This is a genomic window from Kaistia defluvii (assembly GCF_026343955.1).
GTDB lineage: Bacteria > Pseudomonadota > Alphaproteobacteria > Rhizobiales > Kaistiaceae > Kaistia > Kaistia defluvii.
On the sequence record NZ_JAPKNI010000007.1, the window covers coordinates 168,494 to 183,904 of the forward strand.

The 15,411-nt window shown below is 66.1% G+C and carries 18 protein-coding genes; 11 read left to right on the plus strand and 7 right to left on the minus strand.

Annotation, left to right across the window (positions count from 1 at the left end; translation table 11 throughout):
* Window positions 1-47 precede the first annotated feature (47 nt).
* The 3 genes from OSH10_RS17945 to OSH10_RS17955 all read left to right on the plus strand — a co-directional run bounded on the left by OSH10_RS17945 (window position 48) and on the right by OSH10_RS17955 (window position 1,814).
* The gene (locus OSH10_RS17945) at window positions 48-527 is read left to right on the plus strand and encodes a VOC family protein (RefSeq protein ID WP_266333326.1); all 480 of its coding nucleotides are present in this window, start codon (window positions 48-50) and stop codon (window positions 525-527) included.
* Between the two features lie 214 nt (window positions 528-741).
* Complete coding sequence (locus OSH10_RS17950; protein WP_266333327.1) at window positions 742-1,365, plus strand: type 1 glutamine amidotransferase family protein; 624 nt, start codon at window positions 742-744, stop codon at window positions 1,363-1,365.
* Window positions 1,362-1,814, plus strand: coding sequence for a MarR family winged helix-turn-helix transcriptional regulator (locus OSH10_RS17955; RefSeq protein ID WP_266333328.1), 453 nt, complete (start codon window positions 1,362-1,364; stop codon window positions 1,812-1,814). Before OSH10_RS17950 ends, OSH10_RS17955 begins: the two co-directional genes overlap by 4 nt.
* Window positions 1,815-1,816: 2 nt before the next feature.
* On the opposite strand, the gene rsgA is transcribed toward OSH10_RS17955, so the two are convergent.
* Window positions 1,817-2,785, minus strand: coding sequence for a ribosome small subunit-dependent GTPase A (rsgA, locus tag OSH10_RS17960; RefSeq protein WP_266333384.1), 969 nt, complete (start codon window positions 2,783-2,785; stop codon window positions 1,817-1,819).
* Between the two features lie 216 nt (window positions 2,786-3,001).
* Complete coding sequence (locus OSH10_RS17965; RefSeq protein WP_266333329.1) at window positions 3,002-3,685, minus strand: GntR family transcriptional regulator; 684 nt, start codon at window positions 3,683-3,685, stop codon at window positions 3,002-3,004.
* An 85-nt stretch (window positions 3,686-3,770) separates the two neighbouring features.
* Between OSH10_RS17965 and OSH10_RS17970 the strand changes: the two genes are divergently transcribed.
* The 5 genes from OSH10_RS17970 to OSH10_RS17990 all read left to right on the plus strand — a co-directional run bounded on the left by OSH10_RS17970 (window position 3,771) and on the right by OSH10_RS17990 (window position 7,987).
* A complete protein-coding gene (locus OSH10_RS17970; RefSeq protein ID WP_266333330.1) occupies window positions 3,771-5,009 on the plus strand; it encodes a benzoate/H(+) symporter BenE family transporter in 1,239 nt (412 codons plus the stop codon).
* Complete coding sequence (gene mobA, locus OSH10_RS17975) at window positions 5,006-5,620, plus strand: molybdenum cofactor guanylyltransferase MobA (protein ID WP_266333331.1); 615 nt, start codon at window positions 5,006-5,008, stop codon at window positions 5,618-5,620. The genes OSH10_RS17970 and mobA overlap by 4 nt, the downstream gene beginning before the upstream one ends.
* Window positions 5,621-5,757: 137 nt before the next feature.
* Window positions 5,758-6,522: an ABC transporter substrate-binding protein gene (locus OSH10_RS17980; protein WP_266333332.1), complete on the plus strand. Its 765-nt coding sequence runs from the start codon at window positions 5,758-5,760 to the stop codon at window positions 6,520-6,522.
* A 71-nt stretch (window positions 6,523-6,593) separates the two neighbouring features.
* Window positions 6,594-7,304, plus strand: coding sequence for an ABC transporter permease (locus OSH10_RS17985; protein WP_266333333.1), 711 nt, complete (start codon window positions 6,594-6,596; stop codon window positions 7,302-7,304).
* Window positions 7,301-7,987, plus strand: coding sequence for an ABC transporter permease (locus OSH10_RS17990; RefSeq protein WP_266333334.1), 687 nt, complete (start codon window positions 7,301-7,303; stop codon window positions 7,985-7,987). The genes OSH10_RS17985 and OSH10_RS17990 overlap by 4 nt, the downstream gene beginning before the upstream one ends.
* A gap of 53 nt (window positions 7,988-8,040) precedes the next feature.
* Here the strand turns inward: OSH10_RS17990 and OSH10_RS17995 are convergent, their stop codons facing one another.
* Both OSH10_RS17995 and OSH10_RS18000 read right to left on the minus strand, forming a co-directional pair.
* Window positions 8,041-8,526, minus strand: a complete 486-nt coding sequence (locus OSH10_RS17995) for an Lrp/AsnC family transcriptional regulator (protein WP_210162787.1) — start codon at window positions 8,524-8,526, stop codon at window positions 8,041-8,043.
* Window positions 8,527-8,646: 120 nt separating this feature from the next.
* Window positions 8,647-9,312: a uracil-DNA glycosylase family protein gene (locus OSH10_RS18000; protein WP_266333335.1), complete on the minus strand. Its 666-nt coding sequence runs from the start codon at window positions 9,310-9,312 to the stop codon at window positions 8,647-8,649.
* Window positions 9,313-9,384: 72 nt separating this feature from the next.
* Here OSH10_RS18000 and OSH10_RS18005 point away from each other — a divergent pair, with 72 nt between their 5' ends.
* A complete protein-coding gene (locus tag OSH10_RS18005; protein WP_266333337.1) occupies window positions 9,385-10,917 on the plus strand; it encodes a sensor histidine kinase in 1,533 nt (510 codons plus the stop codon).
* Window position 10,918: 1 nt separating this feature from the next.
* Here OSH10_RS18005 and cobT read toward each other — a convergent pair whose 3' ends face one another.
* Window positions 10,919-11,947, minus strand: a complete 1,029-nt coding sequence (cobT, locus tag OSH10_RS18010) for a nicotinate-nucleotide--dimethylbenzimidazole phosphoribosyltransferase (protein ID WP_266333338.1) — start codon at window positions 11,945-11,947, stop codon at window positions 10,919-10,921.
* A gap of 140 nt (window positions 11,948-12,087) precedes the next feature.
* Here cobT and OSH10_RS18015 point away from each other — a divergent pair, with 140 nt between their 5' ends.
* Together OSH10_RS18015 and OSH10_RS18020 are read left to right on the plus strand one after the other, a co-directional pair.
* Window positions 12,088-12,891 (plus strand): adenosylcobinamide-GDP ribazoletransferase, encoded by an 804-nt coding sequence (locus tag OSH10_RS18015; protein WP_266333339.1) that lies wholly within the window; start codon window positions 12,088-12,090, stop codon window positions 12,889-12,891.
* Window positions 12,888-13,064: a DUF1289 domain-containing protein gene (locus OSH10_RS18020; protein WP_266333340.1), complete on the plus strand. Its 177-nt coding sequence runs from the start codon at window positions 12,888-12,890 to the stop codon at window positions 13,062-13,064. Before OSH10_RS18015 ends, OSH10_RS18020 begins: the two co-directional genes overlap by 4 nt.
* Window positions 13,065-13,228: 164 nt before the next feature.
* On the opposite strand, the gene OSH10_RS18025 is transcribed toward OSH10_RS18020, so the two are convergent.
* Window positions 13,229-14,224 (minus strand): bile acid:sodium symporter family protein, encoded by a 996-nt coding sequence (locus tag OSH10_RS18025; RefSeq protein WP_266333341.1) that lies wholly within the window; start codon window positions 14,222-14,224, stop codon window positions 13,229-13,231.
* A 109-nt stretch (window positions 14,225-14,333) separates the two neighbouring features.
* On the minus strand, window positions 14,334-15,383 hold the full coding sequence (gene dusA / locus OSH10_RS18030) for a tRNA dihydrouridine(20/20a) synthase DusA (RefSeq protein ID WP_266333342.1): 1,050 nt from the start codon (window positions 15,381-15,383) through the stop codon (window positions 14,334-14,336).
* Window positions 15,384-15,411: the final 28 nt, after the last annotated feature.

Sequence of the window (15,411 nt, forward strand, 5' to 3'; positions counted from 1 at the left end):
GTCTGGTGAGCCCGGCAGCGATCGGGTCGAAACCGAAAGGACAAGCGATGACCGTTGCCAAGAACACCATTTGCGTCTGGTACGACAAGGACGCCGAGGAAGCCGCCCGCTTCTACGCGAAGACCTTTCCCGACAGCGCCGTGCATGCCGTCCACAGGGCGCCCAGCGATTATCCCTCGGGCAAGGCGGGCGACGTGCTGACGGTCGATTTCACCGTCGCCGGCATCCCCTGCATTGGCCTCAATGGCGGCACCGCGTTCCAGCACAGCGAAGCCTTCTCGTTCCAGATCGCAACCGACAGCCAGGAAGAGACCGACCGCTACTGGAACGCCATCGTCGGCAATGGCGGCCAGGAAAGCATGTGCGGCTGGTGCAAGGACAAATGGGGCATCTCCTGGCAGATCACGCCGCGCGTGCTGACCGACGCGATGGCGGCCGGCGGCGACGAGGCCAGGCGCGCCTTCGAGGCGATGATGGAGATGAAGAAGATCGACGTCGCCAAGATCGAGGCGGCAAGGCGGGGGTGAGCGGTTCGACGCGACCGGAATGGCGACTTTCTGGCTCCGCCGTTCACGCCGACAAGACTGGCCGGGATGGCTTTTTCTCAGCTCTCTGATCGAGCTGTCTCATACTACCGACAGCCCCATCTTCGTCCACGCGCCACCTTGGCGCCTCCTCTCGAATTGACAGCACGCTAACAAATCGTCAGCATGCTGTCATGATGTTGGGAGGAGAATTCGCGTGACCCAGGAAACCGTGCACGTCGCTATCTATGACACGATGGCGGACTGGGAGGTGGGTTATGCGATTGCGCATATCCGCTCGCCCGAGTTCCAGAAAATGCCCTGTCGTTATCAGATGAAGACCGTCGGACGGTCGCTTGATCCGGTCACCAGCAAGGGCGGCATGCGGCTGTTGCCGGATCTCCGGCTCGACGCGCTAGAACCGGAGGCGAGCCGGATGCTGATCCTGCCCGGCGCCGACATCGCCATGACGGGCGGCATTGATGATTTCGCCGCCATGGCGGGACGCTTTCTCGCCTCCGGCGTCCCGGTCGCCGCAATTTGCGGGGCGACGGCGGCGCTGGCGAGGCAAGGGCTGCTCGACAGACGGTCGCATACCAGCAACGCCAAGGCCTTTCTCGAGATGACGGGCTACCGGGGCGGCGGCTACTATCAGGATCGTCTCGCCATCACGGCAGGCGATCTGATAACCGCCAGTGGCATCGCGCCGGTCCCCTTTGCCGCCGAGATATTCCGAAAGCTGGACCTCTATGGCGAGGCGACGCTGACATCCTGGCTAAAGCTGTATCAGGACCAGGATCCGGCGGGGTTTTATGAACTGATCGCGGAGTCGACTCCGTGATCGATGCGCAGGAAAAGCTGAGTTCTATGGCGCTGACGGTGTTCGCGCTGAACGGATTGTTCCTGACGGTCGCCGAGGGACTCGCGGTTCCGGCAGGGCTGACGGCGACGCGTTGGCAGGTGCTTGGCGCGGTGCTCAGGGAGCCGCTGACGCAGGCGGAGATCGCTCGGCGGATGGGGATCACCCGGCAGAGCGTCCAGCGCACGGCAAACCAGCTTGCCGAGGATGGCATGCTGGCGATGATACCCAACCCATCGCACCGAAAAGCAATGCTGCTCCAGCCTACCGAAAAAGGGCTGGCGGCGATCCGGGCCATCCATCCGCAGCACGCCGCCTTCGCCGGACGGCTGAAGACAGAATTGGGTGAGGAACGGATGGTCCGCCTATCGGATGCCCTGACGGAGCTCCGGTCCGCCATGGACCATCTCGTGCCAGCGGAGGCGGACTAGCCTCACCGCTTGTTCCCTCTCGGGCCCTTCAGGACCGGGGTCTTGGCGCGGTTTTCGTCCTGGAGCTTGCGCCAGCGGCTGAGGCGGTCGGGGTCGAGCGTGCCGGCCTTGACCGCCGCCTGCACCGCGCAGCCGGGCTCGTGCTCATGCGTGCAATCGCGAAACCGGCAATTCGGCGCCAGTTCCGTGATCTCGGCGAACAGTTGCTCGATGCCCTCGGCCGCGTCGCTGACATGCAGCGTCCGCATGCCCGGCGTATCGATCACCCAGCCGCCGCCGGCGATCCGGTGCAGCGAGCGCGAGGTCGTGGTATGGCGGCCCTTGGCGTCGCTCTCGCGGATGCCGCCGGTCTGTTGCGGCGCGTCCTGATCGGGGCCTGCCAGCGTGTTCAGCAGCGTCGACTTGCCGACGCCGGAGGAGCCGATCAGCGCCACCGTCTGCCCTTCCCCGCACCAGGGCGCGAGCGCTGCCGCCGCCGCGCCGCTGCGACCATCCAGCGTGACGCATTGGAGCCCGCGCTGCAGCGCCGTCACCTGCGCGGCATAGGCATCGGCGTCCTCGACGGTGTCGGCCTTGGTGAGCAGGATCACCGGCCGGGTGCCGGCCTGGTTGGCGAGCGCCAGATAGCGCTCCAGCCGGGCGACGTTGAAATCGGCGTTGCAGGAGGTGACGATGAACAGCGTGTCGACATTGGCGGCGGTCAGCTGCGGCTGGGTGCCACCCTCGACCCGGCGCTGCAGGAGCGTCTTGCGTTCGAGCCGGCGGCGCAGCCAGTTGGTGCCCGGCTCCACCAGCACCCAGTCGCCCACCGCATAGTCGCCGGTGTTGGTATGGGGCTGCAGCATCATCCGGTGCGGACCATCGACAGAGACGGCGCTCATCCGCGCCCGGTGCACGGTGGCGATCCGCATCGGCACGAGGCCGGCATCGTCAGGTCCGATCTGGTCGGCGAAGAAATCTGACCACCCCATCCCCGCCAGCGTCGAGGGTTCGGCGGCCGAGTCGGTCCGCGGCTCGCTCAAGATCGGGCCTGGCGTTGGGGCGTCTTCGTCATGGACAGGTTCCCGGGTAACAGGGGGCTAACGCCAGGCTAACGGAAAAACCGCCTGCGGCACGGTGTGTCGGAGTCAGCGGCGACCGTCCCACGCCGGTTCTATAGGCCCCCGTCGCCGCCCGGCGCAAGCGCGTCAGCCCCTCGGCGCCTCGCGGGCCTCGAAGAAGGCGCGCATCGCCGTGCTGGCGCGGCCGTGATGCCGTGCGAGCGCGTCGAGCGCCCTCGCCTCGTCCCCCGCACGGCAGGCCGCCAGCATGTCGCGATGTTCATCCTGGCCCATGTCGCCGATCGCCGCCAGGTGAAAGCGCAGATACCGGTCGGCCGATGCAAGGTGCTGTTCCGTCAGCGCAATCAGGCGCGGCAGGCCGGCCTGCGCATAGAGCGTCATGTGGAAGCGGCGGTTCAGCTCGCCCATCCGGCCGGGGTCCGTCTCCTGGTCGATCTCCGCCAGGATCTCCTCGGCGATGGTAAAATCCTCCTCGCCCAGATGCGGGATCGAGAGGCGCAGCGCCTGCGGTTCGAGCGCCGCGCGGATGGCGTAGTTATCCATCGCGTCGAGCAGGGTGATCTGGACCACGACGGCGCCGCGATGGGGCTCGAAATCGACCAGGGCTTGCGCCTCAAGTTGCCGTAAAGCCTCGCGAATCGGCATCCGGCTGACCTTGAAGGTGGTGGCCAGCTCCTCCTGGCGAAGCGGAGTTCCCGGCGCGATTGCCCCCGAAAGGATCGCCTCGCGCAGCGTCGCCTCGACATATTCGGTGGCCGTGCGATAGCGCGGCGGCGCGGCTTCGAGCAGTTGCGACAGCCCGCTGGTCATCCCCATGCCTCCCTCGGTCCACCCTTGCCTGTCGATTGGATCCAATCTAACAATTCGTCCATCGAATGCAATCGGGACAGCGACGATGGATAAGCGAACCGAGGCGCCCGCCGCCGATGTCAAAGCGGTTGGCACGGCCGATCACAGCCTTGACTCCCCGCGCCGACCGGCCGGGCTGACCCAGCCGATACTGGCGGGAATCATCGCTGCCTTTGTCGGCTTCGCGAGTACGTTCACCGTTGTTCTACAAGGCTTTACGGCCGTTGGCGCAACGCAGGCGCAAGCCGCCTCCGGGCTCCTGGCGATCTGCATCGCGCAAGGCGTTCTGGGGATCGTCCTCAGTCACCGCTACCGCATTCCAATCACCATCGCGTGGTCGACGCCGGGTTCGGTCCTGCTCGCCGCGACGGGCCTGATCCAGGGCGGCTTTCCGGCCGCGGTCGGCGCTTTCATCCTCACCGGCGTGCTGATCATCGCGGCCGGCCTGATCAAGCCGTTCGGCCGGATCGTTTCGGCGATCCCGCCCGTGCTGGCGAGCGCCATGCTGGCGGGCATCCTGCTCAGCCTCTGCCTAGCTCCCGCCAAGGCGGTTGGGCTGCAACCCGGTCTCGCCCTTCCCGTGGTTCTGGTCTGGGCGATCGTCGGGCGGATCCGGCGGATCTGGGCCGTTCCGGCGGCCGTGGCCACCGCCGTGGCGATGATTGTCTGGACCCTTCCGCCCGGCGGACTGGCGATCGATCACGCCATCCCCGACATCGTCTTCGTCGTGCCGAGCTTCACAGCCCAGGGGCTGATCTCGCTCGCCATTCCGCTCTTCATCGTCACCATGGCCTCCCAGAACCTGCCGGGAATCGCGGTGATGCGGGCCAATGGCTACGAACCGCCGGTGGCGCCGGTGTTTCTCGGCACCGGCATCGCCAGCGTCCTGGTGGCGCCGTTCGGCGGCCACACGCTGAATTTCGCGGCAATCACGGCGGCGATGTGCGCGGGACCCGACTCGCATCCGGATCCCGCGCGGCGCTGGGTCGCCTCGTTTGCGGGTGGCGTCGCCTATCTGTTCCTGGGACTAGGCGCCACGCTGGCCGCCGCTCTGGTCACGGCGGCACCGCAGGTCCTGATCCAGGCGGCGACCGGCCTCGCCCTCTTGGGCGCGTTCGGCGGCGCGCTGGCGGGCGCGATCGCGGTTGCCGCGCACAGAGATGCGGCAATCGTGACGTTTGTAACAGCAGCCTCGGGCCTTTCCTTTCTGGGCGTTGGAGCGGCATTCTGGGGAATAGTCGCGGGCGGAGCTTTCATGCTCCTCAACCGAAAATGGAGCCGATGACGATAGCAGGACTGATCCTCGCCGGAGGTAATTCGCGACGCATGGGACGCGAAAAGGCCTTCGTGCCCGTTGGCGGGCAGCCTTTGATCGAACGAGCGATCGGCCGGCTCGCCCCCCAGGTCGAGACGCTTGCGATCAACGCCAATGGCGATCCGGCCCGGTTCGCAGACTATAGTCTGCCGGTCCTTGCGGATGACCGTCCCGACACCGGGCCGCTCGGCGGCGTGCTCGCCGGCCTGCGTTGGGCCGAGGCACTGGCGGAACGACCGGAATTCGTCGCCACCGTGCCGATCGATACCCCGTTCTTCCCCGTCGATCTGGTGTCCCAACTGGCTGCACGCCAGAGCGATGCCCGCCGGATCACCATTGCCGCGTCGGGCGACCGGGACCACCCCGTCATCGCCCTCTGGCCCGTGGCTCTGGCCAATGTCCTGGACGAATGGCGCCTGACCGCGAAAAGCCAGGGCGTGCGGGCGTTCCTGGCCTCCTGCGGCTTTGCCGTCGTCAATTTCGAGCTGCCCCTGCATGGCCCGGATCCGTTCCTCAATATCAATACGCCGGAGGAGCGCGACGAGGCGGACGCATGGCTCGGCGTTCCCCGCCCGGCCTGAAACTGCTTTGAATTCCAGGACAGTTGCGGCCCGCCGGCAAAAGGTGGGAAGATAAGACAAGAGAGTGCCGGCCAGGGAAGCGATGCGAGGACCGGCGCTCCAATTCCGGTAGAAACGCGCGTCAGAGGGAATTCAATATGCGTATCGTGAAGCGGGTCGCCATTGCGGCTTTGGCCCTGATGGCTGTCTCCGGCGCCGTTCAGGCGAAGGAATGGAAGAACATCCGGGTCGCCGTCGAAGGCGCTTTCCCGCCGTTCAATTCCGTCAGTGCGGACGGCCAGCTTGAGGGATTCGACGTCGATATCGCCAAGGCGATCTGCGCGAACCTGAAGGCGGAGTGCACCTTCACCGTCCAGGACTGGGATGGCCTGATCCCGGCGCTGCAGGCCGGCAAGTTCGATACCATCATCTCGTCCATGTCGATCACCGACGAGCGCAAGAAGGTCATCGACTTCTCACGTCCCTACTACCAGTCGCCCTCCTCTTTCGTCGCGCCGAAGAGCGCCGGCATCAAGGATACGTCGCCGGAAGGCCTGAAGGGCAAGACCATCGGCGCGCAGTCCTCGACCGTGCAGGCGACCGAACTCGAAGAGAAGTACAAGGGCTCCGACATCAAACTCTATCCGACCCAGGATGAGGTCAATCTCGACCTGGTGGCAGGCCGCATCGACCTGCTCTTCGTCGACAAGCTGCCCGGTCTCGAATGGCTGAAGACGGCGGACGGCGCCAACTACGAGTTCGTCGGCACCGACTTGCCGACCGATGGCGTCGGCGCCGCCGTTCGCAAGGAAGACAGCGACCTGCGCGACCAGATCTCGGCCGCCATCCTCGCCATCAAGGCCGACGGCACCTACGACAAGATCAACGCCAAGTACTTCCCCTTCTCGATCTGGAAGGAATAGGGATCACGCGAGGCAGGGCACGCACCCTGCCTCGCGGTTCCGCATGAAAGGACCGTGGGGGGACGGGCGGCGTGGATCTACTGAGACTGCTGAGTTTCGGGCCGGATGGCTGGGGCGACGAACTGCTCCAAGGCACCTGGCTCACGATCCGGCTCGCTTTGGCAACCGTTCCCTTCGGCCTGGCGCTGGGCTTCCTGGTCGCTTTGGCCAAACGCAGCCCCAACCGCTATCTCCGCGCCTTCGGCAACGCCTATACGACCGTGTTTCGCGGCCTGCCGGAACTGCTGACGATCTTCATCGTCTATTTTGGCGGCCAGATCGCCTTGCAACGCATCGTCGGGCTGTTCAGCGGCGCGACGGTCGAGGTCAACGGCTTCATCGCCGGCATGGTGGCGCTCGGCGTGGTCTTCTCGGCCTATGCGTCGGAAGTGTTCCTCGGCGCCTTCAACAACATCACGCGCGGCCAGTATGAAGCCGCCTATGCGCTCGGGCTTCGGCCGGCGACGACGCTTCGGCTGGTCATCATTCCGCAGCTCGTGCGCCTCGCGCTGCCAGGCCTCGCCAATCTCTGGCTGATCCTGCTGAAAGACACCTCGCTCGTCTCGGTGATCGCGCTCGATGATCTATTGCGCAAGACGGGCCTCGCCGTCCGCGTGACCAAGGAGCCCTTCCTGTTTTTTGGCGTCGCCTGCCTGATCTATCTGGCGCTGTCGATGATCTCGTCGATCGGCATCGTCGCGATCGAGCGCTGGGCCAATCGCGGCCTGAGGAGAGCGTCATGAATTGGGACGCTCTCGCCACCTATGGCCCGCGCATGCTGCAGGGCCTGGTGGTCACGCTGCAACTGGTCGTCATCTCGATCACGCTGGGCGCGCTGCTCTCCATCCCCGTCGCGCTGGCGCGAATGAGCCGGAGCCGCATCCTGCGGGCGGTCTCGTTCGGCTACATGTATTTCTTCCGCGGCACGCCGCTGCTGGCGCAGGTCTTTCTCGTCTATTACGGTGCCGGCCAGTTCCGGACGCAGCTCGAAGCGATCGGGCTCTGGTGGCTGTTCCGGGACGCCTTTTTCTGCTGCGTGCTCACCTTCACGCTGAATACCGGCGCCTATCAGGCCGAGATTCTGCGGGGCGCCATCCGCGCCGTGCCGGCAGGCCAGCGCGAGGCCGCCATGTCGCTCGGCCTCCGGCCGCGTCAGATCTTCCGCAAGATCGTGATGCCGCAGGCGATCCTGATCGCGCTGCGTCCGCTCGGCAACGAAGTGATCCTCATGGTGAAGGGGTCTTCCGTGGCGGCGATCGTGACCGTGTTCGACCTGATGGGCGTCACCCGCCTCGCCTATTCACGCACCTTCGACTTCCAGGTCTATCTCTGGGCGGCCGTGCTCTATCTGGTCGTCGTCGAGATCATCCGCCGCGTCTGGGACAAGCTTGAACATCGCCTGACGCGACACATGCGGTCTGCCTGAACGCGCGCGGCAGGATCGCCCGCCGCTGCGCCAGATGGCATAGAGCGACGCCCCTATGCCATGCCCTTGTCTTTTTCGAGCGGGATGTAGTTCAGCGGCAGCGCCGTCGCGTATTTGATCTGCTCCATCGCGAAGGCCGAGGAGACGTCGGCAATATCGATGCGCGAGATCAGCCGCTTGTAGAACAGGTCATAGGCCTCGATATCAGGCACGACGACGCGCAGCAGATAGTCGACCTGCCCGCTCATGCGGTAGAATTCGACCACCTCGGGGACGTCGCGAATGACCTCCGCGAAGCGCTTGAGCCATTCTTCATTGTGCTGGCTGGTCGTGATCGAGACGAATACGGTGACCTTGGCATTCACCTTCTTCGGGTCGAGGACCGCGACGCGCTTGGTGATGACGCCGTCTTCTTCCAGCTTCTGGATGCGCCGCCAGCAGGGCGTGGTCGAAAGGCCGACTCGCCGACCGATTTCCGCGACGGGGATGGTGGCGTCTTCCTGCAGGATTTGCAGGATTTTTCGGTCGAGCCGGTCAATCATTCAGGAACCCTCTGCCCTGGGCCCGGACGATGCTAGCATCATTTTCCAATGAGTACTTTTTTCGCCTGGCAATTGAGAATATTATTCCGTGATGAATGCTTATTTCGGCGGATGTTGTCAACTCGGCGCTTGGAGTCGCGCAGCCACCAGGCCTTTCAAGACCGGCAGCAAATCGGCTTCGAACCACGGGTTCCGCTTGATCCAGCCGGAGTTTCGCCACGAGGGATGCGGCAGCGGCAGGATCTTCGGTCCATCTGTCTCGTCCAGGATCGCGCGCCAGTCGCCAACCGTCTCCGTCAGGCTGCCGCGCACGCGTCTACCCAGATGAAATTGCTGCGCATAGAGCCCGACGGCAAGGACCAGGTCGACCGCCGGCATCCGGCCCAGCAGCGCGTCGTGCCAGGCTGGCGCGCATTCGCGCCTCGGCGGCAGGTCGCCGCCCTTGGCATCGAGACCCGGAAAGCAGAAACCCATCGGCACGATGGCGATGCGCGCCTCGTCATAGAATTCGCCTTCGCCTATGCCCATCCAGTCGCGCAGCCGGTCCCCCGACGGATCGGTGAACGGCTTGCCGGATGCGTGCACGCGCGTGCCCGGCGCCTGGCCTGCAATCAGGATGCGGGCGGTGGCGGAGGCACGGACAACCGGACGCGGCTCGTGCGGCAAAGGCCGGCCGCGCGGCCGGTCGACACAGATCCGACATTGACGGATCTCCCCAACCAGGTCTTCGAGCTCGGCCTGGACCATCGGGGCGGGATTTAGCAATGACTTAACCATGCTCATCAAGTTGGCATTAAGCGTTCGAAACGCAAATTCGGCAACTAGCTAGAGTGCTTCCTTGAAGGAAGTCGTGGGATGCAAGGCCTGACGGCGGCAACGGTCGACACCGAAACAACTCCCCTCCCCAGCGGCCGCGTTGAACGGCGCCGTGGGGTCGTGGATGGCGTGCGCGAACCGGGCGTCGCGCCTGCCGGCCAAGGCCTGACCAGGGCCGAACTCGATCGCGCTCTTCTTTCGACTTACGCGCGAGACCGGCTCGCCGGCAGCCCGGCCATGGCGGCTCTCATCCTGGTGGCTGCCGGGCTTGCCTCTGCGTGGCTGCCCTCGGCCTCGGTCGTCGTCTGGAGCCTCGTCGCGCTCTGCAGTCACGCGCTGCTCGGCGTTGTGTGCTTCAGCTTTCGAAAGCCGGACGCGGTGGGATCCCCGTTCAGGGGCGGACTTTTCTCGTTCGCGGAACTTCTCTGCGGCCTGGGCTGGGTCGGGCTTCTGGTCCTGCTTTCGGCAGAGCATGGGCCCGAGGCGGCGGTGTTCCAGTTCGCTATCCTGCTGGCGGTCGCCTGTGCCGCCACGGCGCTCGCGGCGGCCCTGCCCGTGGCCATGATAGCCGCGACGGCGCCCGCCGCATTGACCCTCGTCGCCCTGTTCGCGTTTCGCGAGGAGCCTCTGCTGGTCGCGCTCGCCTGGCTGTCCGGTGCGACCGCAATCTTCTTCATCTGGCTCTCGCTGCGGGAGCGACGCGCGATTCGCGATGGAATCCTGGCTCGAGCCGAGCGGGCGCGTCTTTACCAGGAACTGCTGGCCACTCGCGAGCAGGCGGAACACGCGCTTCAACGCGCCGACAAAGCCAGTCTGGCGCGCTCGCGCTTCCTGGCGACGATGAATCACGAATTGCGCACCCCGCTCAACGCCATCCTCGGCTTCTCCGAGGTGATGAAGAACGAAGTGCTCGGGCCGATGCAGAACGGGACCTACCGAGAATATGCCGGCGACATCCATGCGAGCGGCGGCCACCTGCTGTCGCTGATCAACGAGATCCTGGACCTCTCCCGGCTCGAAACCGGGCGCTACGAGTTGAACGAGGTACCTGTCGCGCTGGAGGCGATCGTGCGCGCCTGCGAAAGCATGGTCGCGGGGGAAGCGCGTAGCCGCGACCTCCGTCTCGTGCTGGAGATCGAGCCCGATCTGCCGCTGGTGCGGGCCGACCCCGCTGGCCTCCGGCGCGCCGTGCTCAACCTGCTCTCCAACGCGGTCAAGTTCACGCCCGCCGGCGGTACGATCACGCTTCAGGCAGGCTGGACGGCGGGGGGCGGGCAATACGTCTCCGTGCGCGACACAGGCCCGGGCATTCCGGCCGGAGAGGTCGCCCTCGTTCTCTCGCCCTTCCAGCAGGGCGAGAGCGCCATGCACATGGCCAAGCCGGGCGCCGGAATGGGGCTGCCAATGGTCGAGGCGCTGATCCGACTGCATGGCGGCACCTTCGAGCTGCGCTCGACAATGGGGGCCGGCACGGTCGCGACCCTGTGCCTTCCGCGTTCCCGCGTGCTGGAGGCCCCGAGCGAGGACGTCCCCGCCCGCGAGAACGTCATTCTCTGGCGCTCGGCCGGCTAGCTCAGTCCGCCTTGCCTGAGACGCCCGCCTGCGCGAAGGTCGCCATGCCGGTGTGGATCTCAGCCGCCGCCTTGACCAGGCCCGCGGCCATGGCCGCGCCCGTGCCTTCGCCGAGCCGCATGCCGAGATCGAGCAGCGCCGTCTTGCCCATCGCCGCCAGCAGCCTGGCATGCGGCGGCTCGGCCGAGACATGGCCGAACTGGCAATGATCGAGCGAGGACGGGTTGATCTTGTAGAGCACGGCGGCGGCGGCGGTGGCGACATAGCCGTCGATTATGACCGGGATGCGGCTCATCCGGGCGGCCAGGATCGCGCCCGCCATGGCGGCAAGCTCGCGCCCGCCAAGGCGACGCAGCACTTCCAGCGGGTCGCGCAGATGGGCGGAATGCAGCTCCAGCGCCGTATCGATGACGGCGGCCTTGCGCGCCACGCCTTCGGCGTCGACGCCGGTGCCGGGTCCAACCCAGTCCCGACCCGTGCCGCCGAACAGTCCGGCCGCGACGGCGCCGGCGATCGTCGTATTGCCGATGCCCATTTCGCCGATCGCCAACAGGTCGATTCCGCCGGCCGTCGCCTCCATGCCGAACGCCATGGTGGCGGCGCAGCCGGCTTCGTCCAGCGCGGGCTCGACCGTGATGTCGCCGGTCGGAATGTCGAGCGCGAGGTCGAACACCTTCAGACCGAGATCATAGACGATGCAGATCTGGTTGATCGCCGCGCCGCCGGCGGCAAAATTCTCGACCATCTGCTGGGTGACGCTGGACGGGTAGGCGGAAACGCCCTGCGCCGCGACGCCGTGATTGCCGGCGAAGATCGCGACCAGCGGACGGGTGACGGCGGGGCGCGCCCTGCCCTGCCAGCCGCCAAGCCATTCGGCGAGATCCTCCAGCCGGCCGAGCGAACCGGCCGGCTTGGTCAGCTGCGCGTCGCGCGCCCGGATGGCGAGCACGGCCGCCTCGTCGCGCCCCGGCATCTCGTCGAAGAGCGCGCGAATGTCGTCGAAAGGAAGTCCGGAAGCGGAGCGGGCCATGCGTATCTCGGCTAGGTGTGGGGTGGATGGATCGGCACACTTTGCGGCCGGCGGCGGGCGATCTATAACCCTCCTCCAGCGTACCGCAAGCGTCGATGACGCCGAGTCGGTGCGACGATCCGCCGACGGGGGCAGTTGCCATGACCGATGACCAGTACCGGGCCGTCTTTCGCACCTCGCTCTTCGAACTCGCGGCGGCGACGGCTTTCCTGACGCGGCTGCCGGCAGCCTGGATGGGCGTGGCTGCGGATCGTCGGCCCGATTTCACGATCGCCGCGCGCGCCTTCCCCGGTGTCGGCCTGCTGGTCGGCCTTGTCGGTGCCATCGTCCTGCTGCTGGCCCACGCGCTCGGCATGCCGCTGCTCGCATCCGCCGCCCTCTCGCTCGCCGCCACGATCGCGCTGACCGGCGCCCTGCATGAAGATGGTCTTGCCGATACGGCCGACGGCTTCGGCGGCGGCACGACGGCGACGCGCAAGCTGGAAATCATGCGCGACAGCCGGATCGGCACGTTTGGCGCGCTAGCGCTGATCCTGTCGCTCCTGCTGCGCACGACGCTGGTCGCCAACCTGCTGCCCTATGGCGCATGGCCCGTCGCCACCGCGCTGATCGGCGCGGAAATCGTCAGCCGTGCGGCGATCGTCCAGCTTTGGGCGGCCCTGCCGCCGGCCCGCTTCGAGGGCCTCGCCAGCGCCACCGGACGCCCCTCCCGCGACACGAGCCTGACCGCCATCGGCATCGCCGTGGTGGCGGCGCTGATCTGCGGCGCGATCGGAACCGGTATCCTCCCGGTCGTCGTCGCGCTCCTTGTCGCCGGGGCGGCGACCTATGCCTTTCAGCTTCTCTGCGCCTTGCAGATTGCCGGTCAGACCGGCGACACGCTCGGCGCGGCCCAGCAGGTCGCGCTCGTCACCTATCTGATGGCGATCGTCGCCGCGACATGATCTCACCCTGCATCAGCCTCTGCGTGCTCGATCCCGAGTCGGAGCTCTGCGAGGGCTGTGGCCGCAGCCTCGACGAGATCAGCCAATGGTCGCGCATGACGGACGATCAGCGCCGCGCGGTGATGAGCCGCCTGCCCGAACGACTCAAGGACCTTGTCTCAACGAGCACCTGACGGCACGACCCGGTGAGATCGCGGGGCGAGCCTGCTGGCGTCTCACGGAGCCGCTGCGGCAGCAGCGTGGCCGGGTCCGGGCATCGTCGGCCGGAAATGAAGGAGCGGCCGCCGGGAGCAGCGACCGCTCTACTTGCCGTTGGAATGCCACCCCGTCGGCAGCGTCACGCCGCGGCGTGGGCCTCGGCCATCGCACGGCGGCCCTCGCGATTGGCCATGACGCTGACGATCAGCAACTGGCAGAAGTGATAGAGCATGATCGGCGCGATGATCAGACCCAGCGCCGGGGAACTCGCAAACATGATCTTCGCGAGCGGCACGCCGGTCGCCAACGACTTCTTCGAGGCGCAATAGAGGCAGGCGATCGTATCGGGCCGGTTCAGCCCCATCAGCCGGCACGGGATCAGCATCAGGCCGTAGATGATGAAGAACAGCGCGATCACGCCGACGATGATCGACACGATCAGGCTGACGTCATGGCCCGCCCAGACGCCCTCGACGATCGAGTCGGCGAAGGAGTTGTAGACGATCGCCAGGATGATCGCCCGGTCGGCGAGACGGATCGCCTTGATGTGGCGCGTGGCCCAGCCAAAGAGCCAGTGCCGGGCGATCTGACCGACGATGATCGGCAGCAGCACCAGCAGCACGATCTTGCCGATCACCGGCAGGAGCGGCAGGCCGACGCCGGTCGATGACAGGAACCACGCCATCAGCAGCGGCGTCGCGAAGACGCCGATCAGGCTGGAGAGCGTCGCGTTGAAGATCGCGACCGGCACATTGCCCCGGGCCAGCGACGTCATGGCGACGGAGGACGAGACGGTCGAGGGCAACGCCGCCAGATAGAAGAAGCCGATCCAGACCTCTTCCGGAACGAAGCCCTTGAGCGGCGTACCCAGGGTCAGAACGACGATCGGAAACAGCACGAAGGTGCAGAGCTGCACGGCTATGTGAACTCGCCAGTGGCGGATGCCGGCATGCATGCGTTCGGGCGCCAGCGTCAGGCCGTAGAGAAAGAAGATCACCGCGACGCCATAGGTCGCGATGGCGTCCATGTGCAGGACACCGCCGGATTCGCCGGGCCCGGGAAAGGCAATCGCTGCGATGACCACGAGGACCAGCGCAATCAGGAAGCCGTCGATTGTGAAACCGCGGATCGTCATGTCAGAGCGCTTTCATTGCGGAAAGGAATCCGCCGTGGCGGATGGATCTCCCATCCATAGCGAGACCGAGGGCCGCAAGAAAGCGACTTCCCGACACAGCACCTTTGACCTAGACCGCAGCTGCCGTCTCGTTCGCAGCGGCATAGGCGGCGCTATCGGCGGCGCTGGCCGCAACCGTTGCCGTGATCTCGTCCACCGCATCCATGGCACGATGGAACACGTCGATCCCGGCGCTGCGTCCAGCCCCCTCAATCGTCAGGATCTGGCGGAAACGACGCGCACCGGGACGTCCGTGATAGAGGCCGAGCATATGGCGGGCCATGTGGTTCAGGGGCGTGCCAGCGGCGAGCTGCGCCTCGATATAAGGCAGCATCGCTTCGATGATCTCGCGCGGCTCCGCGTCCGGCCGATCTTTGCCATAGATACGGCGGTCGGCTGCAGCGAGCAATTCCGGCTCCTGATAGGCGGCGCGTCCGATCATGACACCGTCGACATGCGCGAGATGAGCCTCAGCCTCGTCGAGGCTCTTGATGCCGCCATTGATGCCAATGAAGAGATCTGGCAGCCGCGCCTTCAGGCGATAGACACGGTCATAGTCGAGCGGCGGGATATCCCTGTTTTCCTTCGGCGAAAGCCCCTGCAGCCAGGCCTTGCGCGCATGCACCCAGAGCGCATCGACGCCTGCGGCTACCAGCAGGTCGGCGAGCGTGTCGAGCGCCTCCTCCGGGTCCTGGTCGTCGACGCCGATGCGGCACTTCACCGTGACCGGGATCGACACGGTGGCCTTCATGGCGGCGACGCAATCCGCGACGCGCTGCGGCTCGCGCATCAGGCAAGCGCCGAACGTACCGGATTGCACCCGGTCCGAAGGGCAGCCGACATTGAGATTGATCTCGCCATACCCCATCTCGGCGCCGATGCGCGCCGCCTCCCCCACCTTGACCGGGTCCGATCCGCCGATCTGCAGCGCGACGGGCTGTTCCGCGGGATCGAAGCCGAGCAGCTTCTGCCGGTCGCCATGCAGGATCGCCTCGGCGACGACCATCTCGGTATAGAGCAGCGTTTCGCTCGACAGCAGCCGATGGAAATAACGGCAATGCCGGTCGGTCCAATCCAGCATGGGAGCGACGGACAGCTTATGTCTTTGATATTGCTGCATAGTTACAAGTCTTGCCGGAGATTATGTG

Coding starts and splice junctions, on each gene's coding strand:
- OSH10_RS17945 (WP_266333326.1), top strand. CDS start 48: ATGACCGTTGCCAAGAACACCATTTGCGTCTGGTACGACAAGGACGCC.
- rsgA (WP_266333384.1), bottom strand. CDS start 2,785: ATGGGGTGGTCAGATTTCTTCGCCGACCAGATCGGACCTGACGATGCC.
- OSH10_RS17965 (WP_266333329.1), bottom strand. CDS start 3,685: ATGACCAGCGGGCTGTCGCAACTGCTCGAAGCCGCGCCGCCGCGCTAT.
- OSH10_RS17970 (WP_266333330.1), top strand. CDS start 3,771: ATGGATAAGCGAACCGAGGCGCCCGCCGCCGATGTCAAAGCGGTTGGC.
- mobA (WP_266333331.1), top strand. CDS start 5,006: ATGACGATAGCAGGACTGATCCTCGCCGGAGGTAATTCGCGACGCATG.
- OSH10_RS17980 (WP_266333332.1), top strand. CDS start 5,758: ATGCGTATCGTGAAGCGGGTCGCCATTGCGGCTTTGGCCCTGATGGCT.
- OSH10_RS17990 (WP_266333334.1), top strand. CDS start 7,301: ATGAATTGGGACGCTCTCGCCACCTATGGCCCGCGCATGCTGCAGGGC.
- OSH10_RS18000 (WP_266333335.1), bottom strand. CDS start 9,312: ATGAGCATGGTTAAGTCATTGCTAAATCCCGCCCCGATGGTCCAGGCC.
- OSH10_RS18005 (WP_266333337.1), top strand. CDS start 9,385: ATGCAAGGCCTGACGGCGGCAACGGTCGACACCGAAACAACTCCCCTC.
- cobT (WP_266333338.1), bottom strand. CDS start 11,947: ATGGCCCGCTCCGCTTCCGGACTTCCTTTCGACGACATTCGCGCGCTC.
- OSH10_RS18015 (WP_266333339.1), top strand. CDS start 12,088: ATGACCGATGACCAGTACCGGGCCGTCTTTCGCACCTCGCTCTTCGAA.
- OSH10_RS18020 (WP_266333340.1), top strand. CDS start 12,888: ATGATCTCACCCTGCATCAGCCTCTGCGTGCTCGATCCCGAGTCGGAG.
- OSH10_RS18025 (WP_266333341.1), bottom strand. CDS start 14,224: ATGACGATCCGCGGTTTCACAATCGACGGCTTCCTGATTGCGCTGGTC.
- dusA (WP_266333342.1), bottom strand. CDS start 15,383: ATGCAGCAATATCAAAGACATAAGCTGTCCGTCGCTCCCATGCTGGAT.